Genomic DNA, 20939 nt, shown 5'->3' on the forward strand with positions numbered 1-20939 from the left:
CGGTCATGGCGCGGGACTACTACGAGGTGCTGGGGGTGTCCCGGGGTGCGAGCCAGGATGAGATCCAGCAGGCGTTCCGTACCCGGGCCCGCCGCCATCACCCGGATGTGAACAAGGACCCCCAGGCCGAGGAGCGGTTCAAGGAGCTCAACGACGCCTACAGCGTGCTCTCCGACCCCAGGACCCGGGCCCGCTATGACCGGTTCGGTGAGGACTTCCGCAAGATCCCCGAGGACTGGGAGGAGCGGGTCGGCGCCGGTGGCGGTGGCGGTGGCGGTGGCTTCCGCGGCTGGACGACGGCCGGGGAGGGGGACCGGGTCCGGTTCGTCCGTGGCTTCGGCGAGGATGCCGGGGGCGGCGGGGTGGACTTCGAGGACCTGTTCGGCGCGTTCTTCGGCGGCGGCGGCGTTGGGCCGGGCGGCGCGGGCCGCGTCACCATCCCCGGGGCCGACCAGGAGGCCGAGCTGCCGCTCACCGTCGAGGACGCCTACCGCGGCGGGCGCCGCACCGTCACCCTGGCCGGTCCGGTGGGGCAGCGCGGCTTCGAGGTGAACGTCCCGCCCGGCGTCGTGGACGGGCAGCGTATCCGGCTGGCCGGGCAGGGCGGCCGGGGCACCGGTGACGCACCGGCCGGGGATCTGTACCTACGAGTGCGGATCCAGCCCCATCCGCGGTTCCGGCTGGACGGCCGGAACATCCACGTCGACCTCCCGGTGTCCCCGTGGGAGGCCGCGCTGGGTGCGACCGTCCCCGTGTCCACGCCCGGCGGCACCGCCAAGGTGACCGTCCCGCCCGGCTCCTCCAGCGGCCGCAAGCTGCGGCTGCGCGGCGAGGGCATGCCCAACCCCCGCGGCCCCGACGGCGATCTGTACGCCGAGATCCGCATCATGGTGCCGCCCCATCCCGGCGCCCGGGAGCGGGAGCTGTTCGAGGAACTGGGCCGCACCTCCTCCTTCGACCCCCGGAGGGAGCGATGAACACGCACGTACCCGGGACCGTCACGGCCACCCGCCACCCGCCCGTGACGTCCGTCCACTACGACCTGGTGCCCGCCCGCAGGCTGTCCCTGGAGACCGTGGCCGGCCGCACCGGGCTCCACCCCGACCTGATCCGGCGCTTCGTCGCCCTCGGCCTGATCGACGCCGAGCGTGACCACGCGGGGCGGCTGGTGTTCGCCCCCGACGCCCCGGCCGTGCTGGGCCGCATCGAGCGGCTGCACACCGGGCTCTGCCTGAACTACGCCTCCATCGGCCTGGTGCTCGACCTGCTCGACCGCATCGACCGGCTCGAAGCCGCACTGCGCCGCAGCGGCGCGAGGAGTGATCAACCGTCATGGACATGAACCGTCTCACCCAGAAGTCGAGGGAAGCCCTCCACAACGCCCAGACCACTGCGATGCGGTTCGGGCACACCGAAATCGCCGGACTCGGGAAGGCCGCGTGAGCGCGATGCCGCACCGGACCGTCCCGCCCCGCCATCGGCCGCACCTCCCGGACCGCCGCGCGGTTCGAGGTGCGGGCCGTCCCGTCCCTGCTCATCCTGGAAACGAGAAAGGGTGAACGCCATGGCCATCGAGCCCGATCCGCATCTGTCGATGGTGCGCCAGGTCACCCCGCGCAGCCCCGAGGGGTGCGAGGAGTGCCTGCGCCTGGGGTCCCCCTGGGTCCATCTGCGGCTCTGCCTGACCTGCGGGCACGTGGGGTGCTGCGACTCCTCGCCGCTCAAGCACGCCCGGGCCCACGCGTACGCCGAGGAACACCCCATCGTCGAGCCCATGGAACCGGGCGAGACCTGGCGGTGGTGCTACGCCCACGAGGCCATGGCCTGATGTCGGGCGAGGACCGTTCCCCGGACACCGCACCGGAGGGAGCGGCACCGGACGAGACCCCGGATCTGTACGGCGCGTTTCCGCGGCTGACGGGCCAGCAGATCGCGTTCCTCTCCGGGCACGGCACCCGCCGGTCCGTGGCGGCCGGTGAGGCGGTCATCCGCGAGGGCGACCGGGGCACGGACTTCCTCGTCGTCCTCAGCGGCACCATCGCGATCACCGAGCACCACGGCACCCCGGACGAGCGGGTGCTGAGGGTGCACGTCGGCTCGCGCTACTCGCCCGACACCCGGCGGCTGCGCGAGTTCGCGGCCCGTAACCATCTGCCGCACCGCTGGCCGTCCACCACGTCCATGACCACCTCGGCCACACCGCCGCCGACCTCACCCGCCCGAGCGCCGATCCGACCCCCATCCGCTCCCCATCCACATCCACTCCATACGACCGGAGGTGAACGACGATGAGCACACCCGCACGACGACACCAACCGCAGCGCCAAAGCGCGATAGACCGCCCCCGGGTCTGGGCGCGCAATCCGCTGGCGGAGTTCGACGACCTGCTCAGTCAGATGGGCGGTCTGCTCGAATCCACGGTCGGCGGGGCCGCGGTGCCCGGACTCGCGACGTGGTCACCCGCCGCCGACGTGATCGAAGGGGACGAGGCGTACCACGTCGAACTCGAACTCCCCGGCGTGCGGCGCCAGGAGATCGACATCGAGGTCAACGGCCAGGAGCTGACCGTCACCGGAGAGATCAAGGAACGGGAGCGCAAGGGCGTCCTGCGCCGCGGCGGGCGCCGCACCGGTCGTTTCGAGTACCGGCTGCTGCTCCCGAGCGAGGTGAACACCGAGGGCGTCAAGGCGGCCATGTCCGAGGGCATCCTCACGATCACCGTGCCCAAGGCGGAGACCGCCAAGCCCCGCCACATAGAGATCACCGAGAGCATCCAGGGCGAGAGCCGACAGCAGCAGGAGTCCCAGCAACAACAGCAGCAGCAGCAGAAACAACAACAGCCGCAACAGCCGGGAGGCTTCTGAGTCCCTCCCACCCCTCGCGGCGGCCCCCCGCGTCACCGGGCGGCCGCCGCGGGCACCGAAAGGACGAGCACGATGGTTGCGACAGGCTTTCCCGCGTTCGACACGACCGTCGACAAGACCAACCGGCTCCTCAAGGAGATCGAGGACGCGTACGGCTGGCCCAAGGAGCGCCGTAAACAGTCCTACGCCGCCCTGCGCGCGGTGCTGCACCAGCTGCGGGACCGGCTGACGGTGGACGAGGCCGTCCAGTTCGGCGCACAGCTCCCGATGCTGGTGCGCGGCATCTACTACGAGGGGTGGAGGCCGGCCGAGACGCCCGTGAAGATGCACAGCGAGGAGTTCTTCCAGCGGATCCGGCACGACTTCCCGTACGCGATCCAGGGCGACACCCAACAGCTGGTCCACACCGTCCTGGAGGCCCTGCAACGCCATATCAGCGCGGGCGAGTGGAACGATCTCCGGGGCCGGATGCCCGCCGACCTGGTCACGGTCATTCCGGCGTAGCCGACTCCCGCTCCCCTGGACCGCCTGGTGGTACCGTCGCACCGATAGGTGGCTTATGCGGTGTGCGGCGAGGAGGACGGCGATGGGGACGGCGGCCGGAGAGGGCGGCGAGGGCGTACGGAGCGTCCTGCGCGCACTGGATCTGCTCGCCCTGTTCGACGAGACCCACCGCTCCCGCAGCGTACGGGAGTTGACCGACGCCACCGGGCTGGCCAAGTCCACCGTGGTGCGGCTGGTGGCCACCCTCGAACAGCGCGGGCTGCTGTGGAGCCGGGGGGACGGCCGGCTCACCCCCGGCGCGGGTCTGCTGCGCTGGGCGGCGCTCGCCCAGGACGCCTGGCGGCTGCCCCCGGAGGCGGTGGAGTGTCTGCGTGTCCTCTCGGTCCGGTCGGGTGGCGAATCCTCCCGGATCTACATCCGCCAGGGCGGCTCCAGGGTGTGCGTGGCCCAGCACGAGGGCACCCAGCAGCTGCGCCATGTGGTGCGCATCGGCGAGGAGATGCCTCTGTGGGCCGGTGCCTCCGGGCACGTCCTGCTCATCGGCAGCTCGTCCCGGACGCTGAGCCGGGTGGCCGCGGCGGCCGGGCGCGGCCCCGACTTCGCCTCTGTCCTGGCGACACGGGCGCGCCTCGCCGCGGAGCGGGGCTGGGCGGTCAGCCACGGTGAGCGCGAGGACGGGGTGTCCGCCGTGGCCGCCCCGGTCACCGACGCGACCGGGCAGGTCGTCGCCGCGGTGGGGCTCGGCGGGCCCACCAGCCGCTTCACCGAGGAGCGCGTGGAGTCGTTCCGCCCGGCGCTGGCCGAGGCCGCGAAGCGGCTGTCGGAGCTGCGGTTCCTCGGCGGGAACGGCTGACGTTCAGGCGCTCCCGGCGCTCCCGGCGCTCCCGGCGCTCCCGGCGCTCCCGGCGCTCCCGGCGCTCCCGGCGCTCCCGGCGCTCCCGGCGCTCCCGGCACTTCCGGAGCTCCCGGCACTTCCGGAGCTCCCGGAGCTCCCGGAGCTCCCGACGTCGTTCCCACCGCTCTCCGGCCGGTTGAGGTCCCGGGGCGCCGGGCCCTCGTAGGAGGGCAGCAGCCGCCGGGGCAGCGGGCCCTTGATCCTGGCTCCACCGGACTTCTCCTCCCAGGCGTGGGAGAGGATGCCCACGCTGCGGGAGAGCACGAACAGCCCGCGTCCGAGCTCGGGCGGAAAGCCGAGTTCGCTGTAGACGATGGCGGTGGCACCGTCGATGTTCATCGGCACGGGACGGCTGCGGCCCTCCGCCAGCGCCCGCTCCAGGGCCGTCCCGGCGCGCAGCGCCCAGCCCGGCGCCTCGCCACCCGCCACCGCCATGCCCACCAGGTCGAGCAGCGGGGTGCGGCGCGGGTCGTACGGATGGAAGCGGTGGCCGAATCCGGGCACGTGGGAGCCCGTGGCGCGGTACTCCGCCACCAGGTTCTTCGCGGCGTCGTCGAGGTCCGCCCCCTCGGCCACGGCCTCCTCCAGCTCGGCCAGGACCCCCATGCACTGCTGACCGGCCCCGCCGTGGACGTCCCCCAGGAGGTTCACCCCGGTGGCCACCGCGTTGTTCAGCCCCACTCCGCAGGTGGCCGCCATCCGGGCGGCGGCGATCGACGGGGCCTGGGGCCCGTGGTCGACGGCGGCGACGAGCGCTGCCTCCAGCAACCGGCCCTGGGCCCGGGTGGGCAGTTCACCGCGCAGCAGCAGCCAGACGGTCTCGGCGAAGGACACCTGGCCGATCAGCTGCTCGACCGGATAGCCGCGCAGCAGGATCTCGCCCGGCCGGATGCGGCTGACGCCGGTGGCCCACCAGTCGGTGATGTCCTGTGGCACCGTCGTGGCCTCTGGCTCCAGCTCTCCGGACGGGCGGGTCATATCGCACCACGTTCCCTCATCGCGTCGATCTCCTTCGGGGTGTAGCCGAGTTCGGCCAGGACCTGGTCGGTGTGCTGGCCCAGCAGCGGTGGCGGGGCGGTGGCGGCCGCCGGTGCGCCGTCGACCCGGAACGGGCTGCCCAGGACGCGCAGTTCGCGCGTCCGCCCGTCCGGGAAGGGCAGCGCGCGGACGAAATCCCGCTCCGCGAGCTGCTCCAGCCCCAGCGCGTCGGGCACGGACAGCACCCGCGCCGCCGGTACCCCGGCGTCGGCGAGAATCTCCTCCCACTCCTCCGCGGACCGCTCGGCGAGCCCCTTCTCGATCTCGGCGCGCAGCTCCTCGCGGTGGGCCTTGCGGTCCGCGGGATGCGTGAACCGCTCGTCGTCCAGCAGTTCCGCACGGCCGATGAGCCGGCACAGGGTGGCGAACTGCCGCTGACGGTTGGCCGCGATGTTGAGGTATCCGTCCGCCGTGCGGAACGTCCCCGACGGCGCGGCCGTGAAGTTCTCATTGCCCATGGGCCGCGGCGGGCGGCCGGTGATCAGGTAGTTGGAGGTCACCCAGCCCATGGCGGTGAGCGCGGCCTCCAGCATCGAGACGTCCAGATACGCGCCGCCTCCGGTGCGCTCCCGGCGCACCAGGGCCGCCGCCACGGCGAAGGCGGCGGCCATGCCGCCCAGGGTGTCGGCCACCGGGAAACCGGCGCGCAGCGGGCTGACCTCGGGGGTGCCGGTCACACTCATCATCCCGGAGAGGCCCTGCACGATCTGGTCGTAGGCGGGCCGGGCGCGCAGCGGTCCGGTCTGGCCGAAGCCGGAGACGGCGCAGTAGATCAGCCGCGGGTTCTCCCGCATGAGGACCTCGCGGCCGACGCCCAGCCGGTCCATCACCCCGGGGCGGAAGTTCTCGAGGAGGACGTCGGACTCCCGCACCGCGCGCAGCAGGGCCGCGCGCCCCTCGTCCTCCTTGAGGTTCAGGGTCAGCGAACGCTTCCCGGCGTTCTGGGCCAGGAACGACGCACCCAGCAGATCCTCGCTCAGCTGCCGGTCGGCGCCCAACTGGCGGGCCAGGTCCCCGGCCCCCGGCATCTCGACCTTGAGGACGTCGGCGCCGTGGAGAGCCAGCTGATATCCGGCGAAGGGCCCGGCGAGGACATTGGTCAGATCCAGGACCCGGATGCCGTCGAGCAGGGGTGGCGGGGCGGCGGGGGCGGGCGTGCTCAACGGAGGACCTCCAGCGCGAATCGGGGTGTGACCCCTTGCCACGGGGTGTGTGCCTCCATAACATCACCGAACCACCAAGCGGCACAAGCGAACCACACAGTGGTACTCGATCCACGGTGACAAGGGAGTCCCCCAATGACGCACACCGGCAGTTCCGCCACCAGAAGGCCGGTCTTCCAGCCCAAGGTCGCCCTCGCCGCCGTCTTCGGCACCACGGTGGAGTGGTACGACTTCGCCCTCTACGGAACCGCGGCCGCCCTCGTCTTCAACAAGATCTACTTCCCGGACAGCGATCCGCTGGTCGGCACGGTCCTCGCCTACGGCACCTTCGCCATCGGCTTCCTCGCCCGGCCCCTGGGCGGCGCCTACTTCGGGGAGCGGGGCGACACCCAGGGCCGTAAGGGCGTGCTGGTGGCCACCCTGCTGATGATGGGGCTCGCCACCACGGCCATCGGCCTGCTGCCGACCCACGCGCAGATCGGCGTCGCCGCGCCGGTGCTGCTGACACTGCTGCGCTTCGTCCAGGGCTTCGCCGCGGGCGGCGAGAAGACCGGAGCGCTGATCATCCTCTTCGAGAACGCGCCGCCCAAGTGGCGCGGACTGCTCACCTCACTGCCCGCGATCGGCACCGGCACCGGCACCCTCCTGTCCACCGGCGCCTTCGCGCTCACCACCGGGCTGCTGTCCGAGGACGCCTTCCTCGCCTGGGGCTGGCGGATCCCCTTCCTGCTCAGCGCGGGCCTGACCTTCTTCGGCCTCTGGGTGCGCCGCTCGCTGCCGGAGACCGCCGAGTTCCAGCAGGTGCGGCAGGACGCCCAGCAGGCGGGCCAGAGCGCCGCGAAGTCCGGCCCCTCCGCCGCATCCGGCCGCCCGCTGCGGCAGCGGATCGCCGAGAGCCGCTGCGTCGCCGCCTGGCGCCGCTACCCCAAGGAGATGCTGATCGTGATCGGCGCGGGCGCCGCCGAGAACGCGGGCTACTACGTCTTCGGCACCTTCTCGGTCACCTACGCCGAGGACCGCGGGCTGCCGACCGCCGCGCTCCTCAGCGGCATCTCGCTGGTCGCGGCCGTGAAGCTGGTGACGGTGCCGGCCTTCGGCGCGCTCTCCGACCGCGTCGGGCGGCGCCCGGTCTCGATCGGCGGGGCCCTGGTGCTGCTGGCCGCCGCATGGCCGTTCTTCACGGTGATCGACGGCGGACACACCTGGGCCATCTGGCTCGCGCTCTTCCTCACCCTGGGCATCGGTCAGTCCGCCGTCCTCGGCTCCCAGCCCGCGTTCTTCGCCGAACTCTTCGACACCACGGTCCGGTTCAGCGCGGTCGGCATCGCCAACAACATCGGGACCGTGCTCACCGGCGGCCTCGCGCCCATGCTCGCGTCCGCGCTGCTGCTCTGGTTCGACCACAGCGTCACGGGCGTCGTCGTCTTCATCGCCCTGATGAGTGCGCTCACCGTGGCCACGGTGGCACTGGCGCGGGAGACGCGCGGGGCCGCCGACCCGGCCGAGGAGACGGCCGCACCGGAGCAGAACCTCCAGGCGGCGCCGTGACCCCGATCGGGCACTTCCCTGACCCCCCGATCGGGTACTCCCCTGGCCCCGATCAGACACTCCCCGGGTCCGTGAGGAACGCCCGCAGCCGGCGCAGCGTCTCCTCCGGCGCCTCCTCGGGAAGGTAGTGGTCGCACGGCAGGGCCTGCCCGCGCACATCGTCGGCGTAACCGCGCCAGACCTCCGGTACGTCGTAGTGGCGGCCGACGAAACCGTGCTCACCCCACAGGGCCAGCAGCGGCGCGGTGACCCGGCGGCCCGCGGCGGCGTCCGCGTCGTCGTGGACCAGGTCGATGGAGGCGGCGGCGCGGTAGTCCTCGCAGCTGGCGTGGATGGCCGCGGGATCCGAGAAGCAGCGGATGTACTCGGCCTGGGCCGCCTCGTCGAACGGGGTTCCGCCCCGGTGCCGCGCCCCCATCCGGGTGCGGATCCAGAACGCGGGGTCCTGGCCGATGAGGTGCTCCGGGATGCCGTGGTCCGCCGCCAGGAAGAACCAGTGGAAGTAGCCGAGGCCGAAGTCCTTGTCGGCGTGCTGGAAGACGTACCGCGTGGGCACGATGTCCAGGACCGCGAGCGCGGCGACCGCGCGCGGATGGTCGAGGGCCAGCCGGTGGGCGACCCGGCCGCCCCGGTCGTGGCCGACCACCGCGAACCGGTCGAAGCCCAGCTCCCGCATCACCAGCAGCTGGTCGCGCGCCATGGCCCGCTTGGAGTACGGGGTGTGCTCGGCGTCGGACACGGGCTTGTCGCTGTCGCCGTAGCCGCGCAGATCGGCCAGGACCACGCGGTGGGTGGCGGCGAGCGCGGGGGCGATGTGGTGCCAGATCATATGGGTCTGCGGATAGCCGTGCAGGAGGAGGACCGGCGGCCCGTCCCCGGCAGTGCGTACGTTGATTCCCACACCCTCGACATGGACGGTGCGGCGGTCGAAGTCGCCCAGCGGCTGATCGCTCATGCCTCGATCCCAGCAGCCACCCGCGGTGCGCGTCCAAGACCCGTTGACGACAATCCTTATAAGCAACACCTATGGACGTGTGCGAGCGCCGACAGGTGCCGAGGGCGCGCCGGGGGTGGCGGGAGTGGCGGGAGTGGCGAGGCGCGGGGAGGCGGCGCGGTGGATGTGCGGCAGCTGGAGTACTTCCTGGCCGTGGTGGACCACGGCGGGTTCAACCGGGCCGCCTCCGCGCTGTATCTGTCCCAGCCGTCCCTCTCCCAGGCCATCCGCGCCCTGGAGCGCGACCTGGGCAGTGCCCTCTTCCACCGCATCGGCCGCCGGGCGGTCCTCACCGACGCGGGCACGGCCCTGATCGGACCGGCGCGGGACGCGGTGCGCAGTCTCCAGCTCGCGCGGGCCAGTGTGGAATCGGTGCACGGGCTGCGCGGCGGCCGGGTGGACATCGCGGCCCCGCCCTCCCAGGCCGTCGAGCCGCTGACGGGGCTGATCGACCGCTTCGCCCGGGCCCACCCCGCGGTGTCCGTACGGGTCCAGGCCGCGTTCACCCCGCGCGATGTGACGGAGATGGTGCGCACCGGGGTGTGCGAGCTGGGGCTGCTGGCCTCCCCCGACCCCGTACCGCAGGGCGATGTGCGCACCTATCCGCTGTCCGAGCAGCGCTTCGTGCTGCTGACACCCCCGGACGGGCCGTTCCGCCCCGGGGTGCCGGTGCGCCATGAGCAGCTGTCCGGTCACCGGCTGATCGTGGGCCAGAAGGGGACGGGGATGCGGCGTTACGTCGACGATCTGGTGGCCGAGGGCGTGGCGCTGACCGTCGTGGTCGAGACCGAGCACCGGGTGTCGATCCTGCCGCTGGTGCTGCGGGGCGTGGGCCTGGCGGTGGTGGCCGACGCCTGGCGCGGACTCGCGGAGCGGGCGGGGGCCCTGGTCCTGGACCTGGAGCCGAGCACCAGTCTGCATATCGCCCTGGTCAGCCGGCGGGCGCCGCTGACACCGGCGGCGGAGGCGTTCGTCGGCGCCGCCGTGGAATCTCATGGAACCTCATAGGGCGGGAACCTCATAGGGCGGGAGCCTAGGGCGGGAACCTCATAGGGCGGGCCTATAAGACCCATGCGATCTGCGTCTTGGACGCGGAAGTCGCTCCCCTGCTGCAATCCCCTCCATGACGAACCGCCGCACGACCACCACCCACCGCATCGCCCTGATCCCCGGCGACGGCATCGGCAACGAGGTCATCCCGGCCGCCCGCCGCGTCCTGGACACCGTCGCCGCCCGGCACGGCCTCGGCTTCACGTACGAGACGTACGACTGGTCCTGCGAGCGCTATGCCGACCTCGGCGCGATGATGCCCGACGACGGTCTTGACCAGTTGCGCGGCCATGACGCGATCCTGCTCGGCGCGGTCGGCTACCCCGGCGTCCCGGACCATGTCTCGCTGTGGGGGCTGCTGATCCCCATCCGCCGGGGCTTCCAGCAGTACGTCAATCTGCGCCCCATCCGCGTCTTCGAGGGCGTGCCCAGCCCGCTGCGCGACGCGGGCCCCGGCGATGTCGACCTCGTCGTCGTCCGGGAGAACGTCGAGGGCGAGTACGGCGAGATCGGCGGCCGCCTCGGGCGGGGGCTCCCGGAGGAAATGGCCGTCCAGGAGGCGGTGTTCACCCGCAAGGGCGTCACCCGCGTCCTGGACTACGCCTTCTCCCTCGCCGAGCGGCGCGGCGGCCGGCTCACCTCGGCCACCAAGTCCAACGGCATCATCCACACCATGCCCTTCTGGGACGAGCTGGTGGCCGAACGCGCCACCGCGCACCCGGAGGTGGCCTGGGACCAGGAGCACATCGACGCCCTCGCCGCCAAGTTCGTCCTCGACCCGGGGCGCTTCGACGTCGTCGTGGCCTCCAACCTCTTCGGCGACATCCTCAGCGACCTCGCCGCCGCGGTCGCGGGCAGCATCGGCATCGCCCCCGCGGCCAACCTCAACCCCGAGCGCGACTTCCCCTCCATGTTCGAGCCCGTCCACGGCTCCGCGCCCGACATCGCCGGACGCGGGATCGCCAATCCGCTCGGCGCGATCTGGTCCGCCGCGATGATGCTCGACCACCTCGGCCACCCCGAGGCGGCCACCCGCGTGACCGACGCCATGGCGACCGTCCTGGCGAAGACGCCCGTCCGCACCCCAGACCTGGGCGGTACGGCCACCACGGAGGAATTCACCGACGCCCTGCTCGAACTGCTCTGATGACAGAATGACCGCATGGTGACAAATGAGCCACGGGCGGGGCTCCAGCCACGGGCGGGGCTTCAACCATGGGCGGGGCTCCATGGCGACCTGCTGGCGGGCGACCTGCTGGCGGCGAAGGAACTGGTATACGACCCGAGCGGTTTCACCTGCTCGCCGCCGGTGCCGGAACCGGAGAGCGCCGAATACGCGGCGTGCGGATTCACGCTCGACGACCGTTCGGTCCGGTTCCGCGTGGCCAAAACCACCCCGACGAAGGTGGGGCAGTTCGTCACCGTGTGGCAGCGGTCCGAGAACGGGCCGATCCGCCCCTTCGACGCCGACGACGGGGTGGACCTCTTCGTCATCAGCAGCCGGGACGACCACGGCTTCGGCCAGTTCGTGTTCCCGTGCGCGGTGCTGTGCGAGCGCGGCATCGTCTCCCGTGACGGCAAGGGCGGGAAGCGGGGGTTCCGGGTCTACCCGCCATGGGTGACCACGACCAACCGGCAGGCCCGCGGCACCCAGGCATGGCAGGTGAACCACTTCTTCCACCTCGGCCAGGACGGCCCCGCCGACCCGGCCCGCGCCCGCGCCCTCTACCGGCCGTAGTGGGGTTGTCCCCAGGGCGATGGGGGTGGCTGGCCGGATCGATGCCGGGCCCGGCCGGTCTCTAACGTGACCATTCGGTCGCGATGAGGCTTCGAGGGGGATCACATGAACGTGGTCAAGCGCAGGCGGGTGCTGACCGGCGGACTCACACTGGCGGCGGTGGCGGGTGCAGCGGCGGCGGCACCGAGGGGTGACGACGCGCCGCGGATGAACACCTCGGCGGAACACCCACCTGGCCTGCGCGCAATCCTGCACCGGCTGACCACGGCCGACGGCGTGCCCGGAGCACTTGTGGAAACGCGGAACCGGCGCGGCAGGGCGGTCCTGACCAGCGGCGTCGCGAACGTGAAGAGCCACGCCCCGATGCGCCGCGACAGCAGGTTCCGGATCGGCAGCATGACCAAGCCATTCGTGGCGACGGTCGTGCTCCAGCTGGTCGGAGAGCATCGCGTCGCCCTCGACGCGCCGGTGGAGCGCTATCTGCCCGGCGTCATCCGCGGACACGGGAACGACGGGCGGATCATCACCGTCCGTCAGCTGCTCCAGCACACCAGCGGCGTCCCCGACTACCTCGCCCACCTCACCCCGCAGGACGTCCTCGAGGACCCCCTCGCCCACCACGACACCCGCGACCTCGTGAACATCGCGCTCGCCCACCCCCCGACCTTCGAGCCCGGCACCGGCTGGCGCTACTCCAGCACCAACTACCTGCTGGCCGGTCTGCTCATCGAAAGGGTCACCGGCCACACCTACGGCGAGGAGATCCGCCGACGCGTCATCGCGCCGCTCGGCCTGCACGAGACGTACGTACCGGGCGACGCCCCGACGATCCCCGGCCCGCATCCGCGCGGCTACGCCCGGCCGGGCGAGAACGCGCCGCTCATGGATATCACCGCGGTCAACCCCTCGGTCGCGGGCGCGGCCGGAAGCATGATCTCCAGCGGCACCGACCTCAACCGCTTCCTGGACGCCCTCGTACGCGGCAGGCTGCTGCGCCCGGCGCAGTTGCGGCAGATGATGACGACCCGCCCGACCGGCAACCCCGACGGCCGGGCGTACGGCCTCGGCCTGGAGAGCAGACCGCTGCCCTGCGGCGACCTCTACTGGGGCCACGGCGGCGACATCCTCGGATACGGAACGGTGGGCGGCGCCACGACCGACGGCAGGCAGGCGACCGTCATGGTGAACCTCAACCCGGGCGGCACGGAGGCCCAGGACGCCGACATGAAGGCGGCTGTCCAGACGGCCCTCTGCGAAGGCCACCACCCCTAAGCGCTCCACGGGAAGTGCCGCGAGGTGCGGTCGTTCATCCGCGGCTTCGTCGTGGCCGGTCGCGCCCACGCGGCGGAGCCGCACATCGACACAGCCCCGCGCCCCTTCGGGGCGCACCCGAACCGCGGCCGACTTCCACCGATCCGCTTAGGCGGTATCCGCGACGGATCTCGCCCCAGCGGACCCCGGGGTCCAGGGGCGGAGCCCCTGGTAACGGGAAGGGGCAAGGAGGGGAAAGGCCCGCCGCCGGGACTCCCCGCGCCCGGGCGCGGCGGCGCGCCACGCGCTCGGGGAGCCCGTCACCGTCACTCGGCAGAAGCCCCAGCTCAGGACTGGGGACGGCTACCGTGATTGGCCCCGTTCTTACGACGGGCCTTCTTCTTACGACGTCGCTTCGACGACATGTCGCCTCCTTTCCAGCAATGCTTTTCGCCCTATGTGTACCGATTACCTCGGCATCTCAAGCGATGATCGCGGCGCGCTTACCCAGCCCCCGACACCTCACGCCCCTCCGTGAAACACCTCACGCCACGCATCAGCGTCATGGGCCGGACCAGCTCCACCCCCACCGGGGGACCCGGTGGGGGGCCGCGGGCTGCGCGGAAGGACGCGGGGGGGGCGCGGTCATGCGCATGGCATGAAACGCGAGTTTTCGTATCTGTTGATGGTCAGTTCAGCGGCAGGCTGAAGACGGGGTTTCAAACGGATGATCGCACTCATTCGAAGCGTGCGACTCTCCATCGCCAGCGAGCCATTCCCTTTAGACTGAGCCTCAGCGTTCCACATTATCCGGCGAATGGACCGAATACGCATGGCTCAGGTCACGCAACGAGGCCGCAGCGTCACCCGCATCAAGCACCCCACGGCTCCCAAGATCTCACCAACCTTGCGACCCGCTGAAACGCCGGCTGATGACCTCGACGACGATGCGATCACCAAGGGAATCAAGTTTGACCGCACTCACTTCATCGGCCTTGAAGTAGAAGCAGCCGAGGCCGAGGGCTGCACCTACGAGAACGTGCGCTTCACCGGTACGAGACTACGCCGGAGTCAATTTTCCGACTGCACGTTCAGCACCTGCGACTTCGCACAAGTATCCGCTCACGACGTATCCCTGATCCGCTGCACAGTTGGCGGGAGCCGCCTGACAGGCTCATCATGGAGTCACGGCACCTTCCGCGATGTGCGATTTGAGGGGTGCATCAGCACACCCGCGATGTACCGGCATACCAAGCTCTACAGCGTCGCCTTCTCTGATTGCCGACTGCACGGAGCAGACTTTCAGTCATCCCAGTTGCACAACGTGCTATTCGAGAATTGCGACTTGACCGGAACTCAGTGGGCGAACTGCCAGCTCGGTTCCGTACGGTTCAAGAACTGCACACTCATCGACGTTGGTGGAGCAGCGAGCCTCAAGGGCGCCACCGTGTCAGGCCCAGGGGCGCTGGAATTGGCCCTGAGCCTGGCACGAGAGGCGGGTATCCAGTTCGAGTAGCACGCGTCAGGCGACGACTGGCCCGTACCCTGCGTACTCAGGGCTGGAGATGCTTCGGGTGACATGCTCGAAGTCGAGCGGCTCACCTCCAGCCCATGCGCTCATCTCGTCAAGCAGCAGCTGGCCATAGGGCGTAAAGCACTCGCGCAGTCGTTTATGTCCTCACACGCATCCCGAAGGGAGGCCGTGTATTTCGTGACCAGGGTGTCGACTCCCCGGAGATGCTGCATGTACATGAGCGGGACCGCAACCGCGGCCGCATGGAATGCGGCGTGCAGGGGACGCTTCCGCCCGATCTTTACGGCGGACAGTGCCCGGTACTGGTCCCTTTCCAGCTCGGCCGGCGGCAGAGTGAACATGCCGTAGACCATGTCCAGCATGAAGAGGCCCGTATGCAGCCCTTCGTGCACGAGGCATTCGGCGTATTCAGGAACGTCCCATTCGCCGGGGCTCATGACAACCAGCCCCGGCACCGTATTGGTGCTCCCGCCACCGTCAGAACGCGAATTCACGATCACCACATCCGTAACAAGCAGGTCAATCATCCTCCCCAGGTCCGGACTGAGTTCATGGATGTGCAGGACGGCTTGGCGAACCATCGCGTCCCAGTGTTCGCGCGTGGCATCGTCACTGCGAGACGCAGGAGCGAAGATATGCTCGAAGATCCCCTCTGCTCCACAGTGCCTTGCCCACGGGCTGTCCTCGTAGGAGAGGGAGATCCCCTCCTCCTCGGCGTGTAAGGGCCTGAGTCCCGAAATAGCCCGGCGATAGGCAGAGCCGAGGCCGGGGACACTCTTGGGGTACTGCCCGGTTTGTGCATGAGCGAGCCGGGCCACTGTTTCGCAGAGATGTCCCAGGTTGAGAAAGTGCACAGTCATTCCTTCCTGGTGCACGTGCGCCCGGAACCGAGGTAGTAGTTCCGGGCACACTCATGGCGTCAGTCGGACTGGGGTATCTAGGCGGGTATCTACGCGTCGTTTTCCGTCCAGCCGCCCATCATCTGAACGTGGGTGCCCTGCCGGGTCTGCTCGACTCGCTGCCGGATGCCGACCGCGAGACTCGCCGGGTCGCTCTGGACTGCCGTCACGATGCCGGACAAAACGTCGATCGACATACCCGCGATACTCGGCGGCGGGGTCTTGGTTGCACTCATCATGCCTCCTTCTTGTCTCTTCTCAACGATTTTCCTGAATTGTGAACCTACAGATAACGACTTTGCCGACCGAGGTCGGTACCGCCACCCATTGATCCGCGTACTCATCGACGACCATCAAGCCGCGACCTGAGGTCTTCGTGACATCAAGGTTCTCGATCGCTGGAAGCTCGTGTGACCGGTCGCCGACCATGACCCACAGTTCACCGCGAGAGTGGCGTAGCAGGAGATCACTCTCCCCACCACCAGCGTGCCTGTGCACGTTGGACAGCAGCTCTGTGACCACGAGGCACACGCCATAAGCCATCGGCGCCAATCCCCATAGCTGCATCTGGTGGGAGATGTCCCGGCGGACAGCACCGAACGTGCTCGGCTCCGCTTCAGCCCTGATGCGATGCACACGAGGCTCCACCAGGTCTATCAGCGTGTCGCGCTGCGGGAAGCGGGCTGCTCTCTCCGGGAACCGAACCATGCCTGGGCGCCCGTCCTGCGCACCGCCAGACGCCACTCGCTTCACCCGGGGGATCTCCATGTGTGACTCCTCGTCACTCTTCAGGGCCTCGCCTGAAGACGAACGTAGAGCGGGGCAAGGCCAGGCCCCAAGAAGATTGCGTGAGTTTGCAGCATGAGGATTGACCGAGCCTAACGGGCACATGACCATCGTCATGTCGCGCAAATCTGCGCAAGGCAGCGGACGGGAGAGCGGCGATGAGGTTACGGTTCCTCGGCAAGAACTCCACCCCCGGCGACAGCCCCACCCTGTACGCCAGCGACCAGGACAGCTACGTCATCCAAGGCTGGAAGGTGTACGCCAACGACTTGCTCATGCGCCTCGATGTACCGGAAGGACAGACGGTCATCGAGGTACCACCCGAGTTGTTCGAGCACTTGACGAAGGACGGACACGCGACCGGCGAGATCAAGAGCTTCAGCGCCCCGATCATGCTCCTCACCGAACAGGGCACATGCATCCTGCGAGGCCCCGAAATGCACGATCCTGAAGCCCTGAGCCAGATGCGCATGCCCGACTATGAGACATGCATCGAGGTTCCCAAGTCCTCGATCACGGCCCTGCTGGAGGAAGAGAGTGGATCTGATCACCCCGGCCCAGCGTGACAAGCTGTTCGACAGCTTTGAACGCGACGCTTTTCACCTGGAGCTGAGGGACGACTACGGATCCCCCATCGAGGACACGCCCTACGCCCGATGGCAAAGGGGCGAGCCGGATGACTACGCATGGCTCACCCCCTGGGTGACCCTCATGAAGCGCGTGACGGGTGAGGGGAAGACCGTCCGACGGGTCCGCGTCGTCAGTGAGCCCCACTCTCAATATGTGGGCTGGGAGCACTCGTTGACCCGCCTCAACATCGAGGCCGGTGAGGATATCCGCTGGCTGCCTCGGCACCAGTTGCCTGTGGGCATCTCCTTCCCCGTGAAGGGGAGAGACTGGTGGCTGTACGACGATCGGCTTCTCGCTGTCGGCCACTTCGACTCCGAGGGCCGTGTACTAGGCTCTGAGCTCATAGACGACCATGACACCGTGGCGGAGTGCGTCCGACTGCGCGATCACCTCTGGAAGGTCGCCACCCCACACTGCGAGTACAAGCCCTGAACCACACGTGAGCAAACAAGTAGAAGAGGCACTGCAAGCGCTGGGTGCCCGGCTGCGCGGTTTCCGCAAGGATGCTGGATTCGCAAGCGGCCGGGCATTTGCGCGTGCCACCGCTTGGCAGGAGTCGAAGGTCTCCCGCATCGAGAACGGCAAGCAGCGCCCCACCGAGGAAGACATCCGCGTGTGGTGCGAGACGACGGGCCAACGCGACCACCTTGGCGATCTCATCGCGACCGTCCGCCATGTCGACGAGCTATGGCTCGAGTGGCGTCGAGTACTTCAAACCGGCGCGGAGAAGCGGCAGAAGCAGGGGCTTCAGGTCTACGCCAAGACCAGGGTCTTCCGTATATGGCACCCCACGGTCGTGTGGGGGACGCTTCAGACAGCGGAGTACGCGTCGGAGATCTTCAAGCAGGTGGTCAGCTACTACGAGATCCCCGACGACGCGGAAGCCGCCACAGCCAAGCGGCTTGAACGTCAGCAGTATCTGTACCAGGGCGACCGCATCTTCAATGTGCTGCTCGGCGAGCAGGCCCTGTACACCAACTTCGGTGGCCCCGAGGTGATGAAGGGACAGCTCGATCGCCTCTTGGCCGTCATGAGGCTCCCCCGCCTCAGCCTGGGCATCGTCCCGAGGTCCGCACCCGCCTCCATATGGCCCGGCAACTCTTTCTCAATGTTCGATGAGAAGCTCGTTCTGGTCGAGACCTACTCAGCGGAGTTCTCTGTCTCCCAACCCCGAGAGATCGAGCTGTACGCGAAGGCATTCGCCCTCTTGAGACAGTCAGCGGTCTACGGGACAACCGTCCGGGACTTGATCCTCACCGCGATTCAGCATTACGACCGGATGCCCATCGACTAGGAGAAGACGACGACCATGACAACGAAGCCGGAATGGCGAACCAGTTCCTACACAAAGTCAGACACGTGCGTCGAGGTGGCTGACAACGACTCCGACGTGGTGCTGGTCCGAGACTCCAAACACAGAGACTTCGGCTTCCTGGCCCTCCGGCCGGGCGCCTGGTCGTCATTCGTGGACTTCGTCAAGGCGACAGAGGTCTGACCTGATCCCGTAGCGCTCAGAGGTGAGGGCACAACTGAACCGGCGGTTCAGCCGGCCAGGTCGAGGACGAAGCGGTAGCGCACGTCGTTGCGGGCCAGCCGGTCGAGGCTGGTGTTGACGTCGTGCGCGGGCACGATCTCGGTCTCGGCGGTGATGCCGTGTTCGCCGCAGAAGTCGAGCATCTCCTGGGTTTCGCCGGTTCCACCGCTGCCCGCGCCGGCCAGGTTCTTCGCGCCGACGATCAGGCTGAGCGCGTTGAGCCGCAGTTCCTGCGCCGGGATGCCGACCAGGCACAGGGTTCCATCGATGGCCAGGGCGCTCAGGTAGGGCTCCAGCGCGTGCGGCGCTCCGACGGTGTCGAGGATCAGGTCGAAGCGCCCCGTCTGCGCGGCCATCTGCTGCTCGTCCTGGGAGAGGACCACGTCGTCGGCGCCCAGTCGGCGTGCTTCGGTGGCCTTGTCGGGGGAGGTGGTGAACTGCACGACCTCGGCGCCCATGGCATGGGCGAGCTGGAGAGCGATATGGCCCAGGCCACCCATGCCGACGATGCCGACCGTCCGGCCGGGGCCGGTGCCCCAGCGGCGCAACGGTACGTAGGTGGTGACACCCGCGCACATCAGCGGGGCCACTCCCGCCGGATCCAGCCCGCTCGGCAGCGGGTAGGCGAAGTGCTCGTCAACGACGTACTCGGTGGAGTATCCGCCTTGGGTGCGGGAGCCGTCGACGCGGTCGGTGCCGCCGTAGGTGAGCGTGACTCCCTCGTGGCACCAGTTCTCCCGGCCGGCGCGGCAGGCGGGGCAGGTGCGGCACGAGTCGACGATGTTGCCCACCGCGACCTGGTCGCCGACCGAGAACCGCGAAACCGCGTCGCCGACCGCGCTGACCTCCCCGACGATCTCGTGACCGGCAACGAGCGGGAAGGCGGCCGGGTCGCCGTGGCGGATCGCGGACAGGTCGCTGGCGCACACACCGCAGTAGCGGACCCGCACCGCGATGTCCTTGTCCCGGGGCTCCCGGCGCTCGAAGTCCCACGGGGTCACGGCCGCGCCGGGTGCATGAGCCGCCCATCCACTGACCTTACGCATGCTCATTCCCGTCTCTCGTCGCTCGCGTTGCTCGCGCCGTTCGCGTCGTGCCGATCTCGTCCTCGCAGTCCAGACCACGCCGTTTCAGATCGCGGTGGTGCGCGATCTTCTCCCGCACCACCGCCAGGTCCTGACGCAACTGACCGATCTGCTCCTCGATGGCCGCGGCGCGCTGCTCCAGGAGCGCCGTACGCCTGTCGTGCCACTCCAGGCCGGAGCCCATCCGCACGAAGGCCCGCACGTCGTCCACCGACATGCCGGTACGGCGCAGCGCCTGCACCAGGCGGATGAACCGGATCGCGGCGGGCGAGTAGCGGCGCCGTCCGCCAGGGCCTCGTTCGACCAGGGGCAGCAGACCTTCGCGTTCGTACCAGCGCAATGTGTCGATGCTCAGCCCGGTCAGCTCCGACACAGCGCGGATGCCGATCCGGTCCGGCCCGGAGGAGTCAGCCATACCCCCACGCTAAAAGCTGGAGTTGACTCCAGCGCAAATGTCCCGGCCCCGCCGCTGGTGAGGGTGCGCCCGGTCCCCCTCACCAGGGGAGGGCTACACCTCGTCGGCGGCGAACAGTTCGAGGTGCCCGCACTTGGGGCAGCGGAACGCCACTATCTGCCGTCGGGGCCGGCCCGTCCGCTTGGCACCCCCGAAAAATCCCCGCTCCATCGCGCCTTCGATCCAACGCGCGTACCCGCGCGAGTGCTCACCGGCGTCCTCGATGAAACCTTCCGCCAGGCCGACGGTGCCGCAGTGGGTGCACGTGTTGTTGTCCATCCCGTGAGTGTAGGAAACCGCGCGACCAGGACGGACCCCAGGCCCGAGGCCACCGGCACGGCGCCCCTCCTGGCCGATGCGGATGCCCGCGCTCGGCAGGTCCGGGTCGACCGGCGCCGGGGGCAATGCGACCCAGGTCGGTCAGCCGCCCTGGCCGACCCGCTCGACGACCGGCCCGAGCGCCAGGCCGTCCAGGTACACGAAGCGGGCCCGGTCCGCGATGGCCCCGTCGAGCGGCCGGTGAGCGGACTGGAGAAGAAAGGTTGGGTACGGCGAGACGTGGACGAACACGACGCACGCCGAGTACGCCTCTACCCCACCGAGAAGGCGCCGGAGAACCCATCGCGCCGGGCGCGGGCGGTGGCACGTGGGCGTCGGGCGGATGGTGGGCGGCGGGTGTCCGCGGGTTTGAGGCGGACGATGGCGTCCAGGCCGCCGCCGGGTGCGGCGTCCAGGGTGACGTCGCCGCCGCCGGCGCGGGTGAGCTGCTGGACTATGGGCAGCCCCAGTCCGGTGCCGTCATGGTAGGCGTCGGCGGCGCGCCAGAAGCGGTCGAAGGCACGTTGCCGCCTTCGGCGGCCACGTCGAGATAGCGCACGTCGTAGCCCCGGTCGCGCAGCAACGGATAGAGCAGCCCGAGGTCCTCGAAGCCGAGATGACGGATAGCCAGGGCAATCGGAGGCATGCGGGTGA

Annotated in this window: 29 protein-coding genes and 1 pseudogene; 17 read left to right on the top strand and 13 right to left on the bottom strand. The window is 69.6% G+C overall.

Annotated features, from left to right (window positions below; translation table 11 throughout):
- Positions 1-5: 5 nt before the first annotated feature.
- From ACT2CW_RS17500 to ACT2CW_RS17530, 7 genes and pseudogenes are all read left to right on the top strand, one after another.
- A complete protein-coding gene (locus tag ACT2CW_RS17500; protein WP_445517217.1) occupies positions 6-977 on the top strand; it encodes a DnaJ C-terminal domain-containing protein in 972 nt (323 codons plus the stop codon).
- Complete coding sequence (locus ACT2CW_RS17505) at positions 974-1342, top strand: chaperone modulator CbpM (RefSeq protein WP_445517218.1); 369 nt, start codon at positions 974-976, stop codon at positions 1340-1342. Before ACT2CW_RS17500 ends, ACT2CW_RS17505 begins: the two co-directional genes overlap by 4 nt.
- A gap of 222 nt (positions 1343-1564) precedes the next feature.
- Positions 1565-1828: a UBP-type zinc finger domain-containing protein gene (locus tag ACT2CW_RS17510; protein ID WP_164433908.1), complete on the top strand. Its 264-nt coding sequence runs from the start codon at positions 1565-1567 to the stop codon at positions 1826-1828.
- A pseudogene (locus tag ACT2CW_RS17515) lies at positions 1828-2166 on the top strand (cyclic nucleotide-binding domain-containing protein); the annotation flags it as partial. The gene ACT2CW_RS17510 and the pseudogene ACT2CW_RS17515, both read left to right, overlap by 1 nt.
- 122 nt (positions 2167-2288) lie before the next feature.
- The gene (locus ACT2CW_RS17520; RefSeq protein WP_445517219.1) at positions 2289-2864 is read left to right on the top strand and encodes an Hsp20/alpha crystallin family protein; all 576 of its coding nucleotides are present in this window, start codon (positions 2289-2291) and stop codon (positions 2862-2864) included.
- Positions 2865-2936: 72 nt separating this feature from the next.
- Positions 2937-3368: a DUF2267 domain-containing protein gene (locus ACT2CW_RS17525; protein ID WP_164433903.1), complete on the top strand. Its 432-nt coding sequence runs from the start codon at positions 2937-2939 to the stop codon at positions 3366-3368.
- An 82-nt stretch (positions 3369-3450) separates the two neighbouring features.
- Positions 3451-4221 (top strand): IclR family transcriptional regulator, encoded by a 771-nt coding sequence (locus tag ACT2CW_RS17530; RefSeq protein ID WP_445517220.1) that lies wholly within the window; start codon positions 3451-3453, stop codon positions 4219-4221.
- 3 nt (positions 4222-4224) lie between these two features.
- Here the strand turns inward: ACT2CW_RS17530 and ACT2CW_RS17535 are convergent, their stop codons facing one another.
- Both ACT2CW_RS17535 and ACT2CW_RS17540 read right to left on the bottom strand, forming a co-directional pair.
- Complete coding sequence (locus tag ACT2CW_RS17535; RefSeq protein WP_445517221.1) at positions 4225-5241, bottom strand: citryl-CoA lyase; 1017 nt, start codon at positions 5239-5241, stop codon at positions 4225-4227.
- The gene (locus ACT2CW_RS17540; protein ID WP_445517222.1) at positions 5238-6464 is read right to left on the bottom strand and encodes a CaiB/BaiF CoA transferase family protein; all 1227 of its coding nucleotides are present in this window, start codon (positions 6462-6464) and stop codon (positions 5238-5240) included. The genes ACT2CW_RS17535 and ACT2CW_RS17540 overlap by 4 nt, the downstream gene beginning before the upstream one ends.
- A 135-nt stretch (positions 6465-6599) precedes the next feature.
- On the opposite strand from ACT2CW_RS17540, the gene ACT2CW_RS17545 reads away from it, so the two are divergent.
- Positions 6600-8012 (top strand): MFS transporter, encoded by a 1413-nt coding sequence (locus tag ACT2CW_RS17545; protein ID WP_445517223.1) that lies wholly within the window; start codon positions 6600-6602, stop codon positions 8010-8012.
- Between the two features lie 52 nt (positions 8013-8064).
- On the opposite strand, the gene ACT2CW_RS17550 is transcribed toward ACT2CW_RS17545, so the two are convergent.
- Positions 8065-8967: an alpha/beta fold hydrolase gene (locus tag ACT2CW_RS17550; RefSeq protein ID WP_445517224.1), complete on the bottom strand. Its 903-nt coding sequence runs from the start codon at positions 8965-8967 to the stop codon at positions 8065-8067.
- Between the two features lie 159 nt (positions 8968-9126).
- Between ACT2CW_RS17550 and ACT2CW_RS17555 the strand changes: the two genes are divergently transcribed.
- The 4 genes from ACT2CW_RS17555 (at position 9127) to ACT2CW_RS17570 (ending at position 13066) form a co-directional block, all read left to right on the top strand.
- Positions 9127-10014 carry a LysR family transcriptional regulator gene (locus ACT2CW_RS17555; protein ID WP_445517225.1) on the top strand — a complete coding sequence of 296 codons (888 nt, stop codon included), beginning with the start codon at positions 9127-9129 and terminating at the stop codon, positions 10012-10014.
- Between the two features lie 115 nt (positions 10015-10129).
- A complete protein-coding gene (locus ACT2CW_RS17560) occupies positions 10130-11203 on the top strand; it encodes a tartrate dehydrogenase (RefSeq protein WP_445517226.1) in 1074 nt (357 codons plus the stop codon).
- A 15-nt stretch (positions 11204-11218) separates the two neighbouring features.
- Positions 11219-11794: a MepB family protein gene (locus ACT2CW_RS17565; protein WP_445517227.1), complete on the top strand. Its 576-nt coding sequence runs from the start codon at positions 11219-11221 to the stop codon at positions 11792-11794.
- A 105-nt stretch (positions 11795-11899) separates the two neighbouring features.
- Positions 11900-13066, top strand: a complete 1167-nt coding sequence (locus ACT2CW_RS17570) for a serine hydrolase domain-containing protein (RefSeq protein ID WP_445517228.1) — start codon at positions 11900-11902, stop codon at positions 13064-13066.
- A 326-nt stretch (positions 13067-13392) separates the two neighbouring features.
- On the opposite strand, the gene ACT2CW_RS17575 is transcribed toward ACT2CW_RS17570, so the two are convergent.
- Positions 13393-13470: a 50S ribosomal protein bL37 gene (locus ACT2CW_RS17575; protein WP_370443954.1), complete on the bottom strand. Its 78-nt coding sequence runs from the start codon at positions 13468-13470 to the stop codon at positions 13393-13395.
- Between the two features lie 407 nt (positions 13471-13877).
- On the opposite strand from ACT2CW_RS17575, the gene ACT2CW_RS17580 reads away from it, so the two are divergent.
- Complete coding sequence (locus tag ACT2CW_RS17580; RefSeq protein ID WP_445517229.1) at positions 13878-14561, top strand: pentapeptide repeat-containing protein; 684 nt, start codon at positions 13878-13880, stop codon at positions 14559-14561.
- Between the two features lie 101 nt (positions 14562-14662).
- Here ACT2CW_RS17580 and ACT2CW_RS17585 read toward each other — a convergent pair whose 3' ends face one another.
- The 3 genes from ACT2CW_RS17585 to ACT2CW_RS17595 form a co-directional block, all read right to left on the bottom strand.
- Positions 14663-15433, bottom strand: a complete 771-nt coding sequence (locus ACT2CW_RS17585) for an aKG-HExxH-type peptide beta-hydroxylase (protein ID WP_445517230.1) — start codon at positions 15431-15433, stop codon at positions 14663-14665.
- 95 nt (positions 15434-15528) lie between these two features.
- Positions 15529-15675 (bottom strand): hypothetical protein, encoded by a 147-nt coding sequence (locus tag ACT2CW_RS17590; protein ID WP_445517231.1) that lies wholly within the window; start codon positions 15673-15675, stop codon positions 15529-15531.
- A gap of 61 nt (positions 15676-15736) precedes the next feature.
- Positions 15737-16246 (bottom strand): ATP-binding protein, encoded by a 510-nt coding sequence (locus tag ACT2CW_RS17595; RefSeq protein WP_445517232.1) that lies wholly within the window; start codon positions 16244-16246, stop codon positions 15737-15739.
- Positions 16247-16422: 176 nt separating this feature from the next.
- Between ACT2CW_RS17595 and ACT2CW_RS17600 the strand changes: the two genes are divergently transcribed.
- From ACT2CW_RS17600 to ACT2CW_RS17615, 4 genes are read left to right on the top strand one after another with little or no spacing between them, the layout of a single operon-like run.
- Positions 16423-16830 (top strand): hypothetical protein, encoded by a 408-nt coding sequence (locus tag ACT2CW_RS17600; protein WP_445517233.1) that lies wholly within the window; start codon positions 16423-16425, stop codon positions 16828-16830.
- Positions 16802-17326 (top strand): DUF6879 family protein, encoded by a 525-nt coding sequence (locus ACT2CW_RS17605; RefSeq protein WP_445517234.1) that lies wholly within the window; start codon positions 16802-16804, stop codon positions 17324-17326. The genes ACT2CW_RS17600 and ACT2CW_RS17605 overlap by 29 nt, the downstream gene beginning before the upstream one ends.
- A gap of 7 nt (positions 17327-17333) precedes the next feature.
- Complete coding sequence (locus tag ACT2CW_RS17610) at positions 17334-18188, top strand: helix-turn-helix domain-containing protein (RefSeq protein WP_445517235.1); 855 nt, start codon at positions 17334-17336, stop codon at positions 18186-18188.
- Between the two features lie 15 nt (positions 18189-18203).
- Positions 18204-18389, top strand: coding sequence for a DUF397 domain-containing protein (locus ACT2CW_RS17615; protein ID WP_445517236.1), 186 nt, complete (start codon positions 18204-18206; stop codon positions 18387-18389).
- A 47-nt stretch (positions 18390-18436) separates the two neighbouring features.
- On the opposite strand, the gene ACT2CW_RS17620 is transcribed toward ACT2CW_RS17615, so the two are convergent.
- The 6 genes from ACT2CW_RS17620 to ACT2CW_RS17645 all read right to left on the bottom strand — a co-directional run bounded on the left by ACT2CW_RS17620 (position 18437) and on the right by ACT2CW_RS17645 (position 20931).
- Positions 18437-19474 (bottom strand): NAD(P)-dependent alcohol dehydrogenase, encoded by a 1038-nt coding sequence (locus ACT2CW_RS17620; RefSeq protein WP_445517237.1) that lies wholly within the window; start codon positions 19472-19474, stop codon positions 18437-18439.
- Positions 19467-19928, bottom strand: coding sequence for a MerR family transcriptional regulator (locus ACT2CW_RS17625; protein ID WP_445517238.1), 462 nt, complete (start codon positions 19926-19928; stop codon positions 19467-19469). The genes ACT2CW_RS17620 and ACT2CW_RS17625 overlap by 8 nt, the downstream gene beginning before the upstream one ends.
- A 93-nt stretch (positions 19929-20021) precedes the next feature.
- Positions 20022-20246 carry a hypothetical protein gene (locus ACT2CW_RS17630; RefSeq protein ID WP_037946845.1) on the bottom strand — a complete coding sequence of 75 codons (225 nt, stop codon included), beginning with the start codon at positions 20244-20246 and terminating at the stop codon, positions 20022-20024.
- Between the two features lie 141 nt (positions 20247-20387).
- Entirely contained in the window at positions 20388-20537 is a 150-nt protein-coding gene (locus tag ACT2CW_RS17635) for a hypothetical protein (RefSeq protein WP_445517239.1), read from the bottom strand.
- 20 nt (positions 20538-20557) lie between these two features.
- Positions 20558-20755, bottom strand: coding sequence for a hypothetical protein (locus ACT2CW_RS17640; RefSeq protein ID WP_445517379.1), 198 nt, complete (start codon positions 20753-20755; stop codon positions 20558-20560).
- Positions 20740-20931, bottom strand: a complete 192-nt coding sequence (locus ACT2CW_RS17645) for a hypothetical protein (RefSeq protein WP_445517385.1) — start codon at positions 20929-20931, stop codon at positions 20740-20742. The genes ACT2CW_RS17640 and ACT2CW_RS17645 overlap by 16 nt, the downstream gene beginning before the upstream one ends.
- Positions 20932-20939: the final 8 nt, after the last annotated feature.

It is taken from the genome of Streptomyces sp. NEAU-174 (assembly GCF_052665095.1).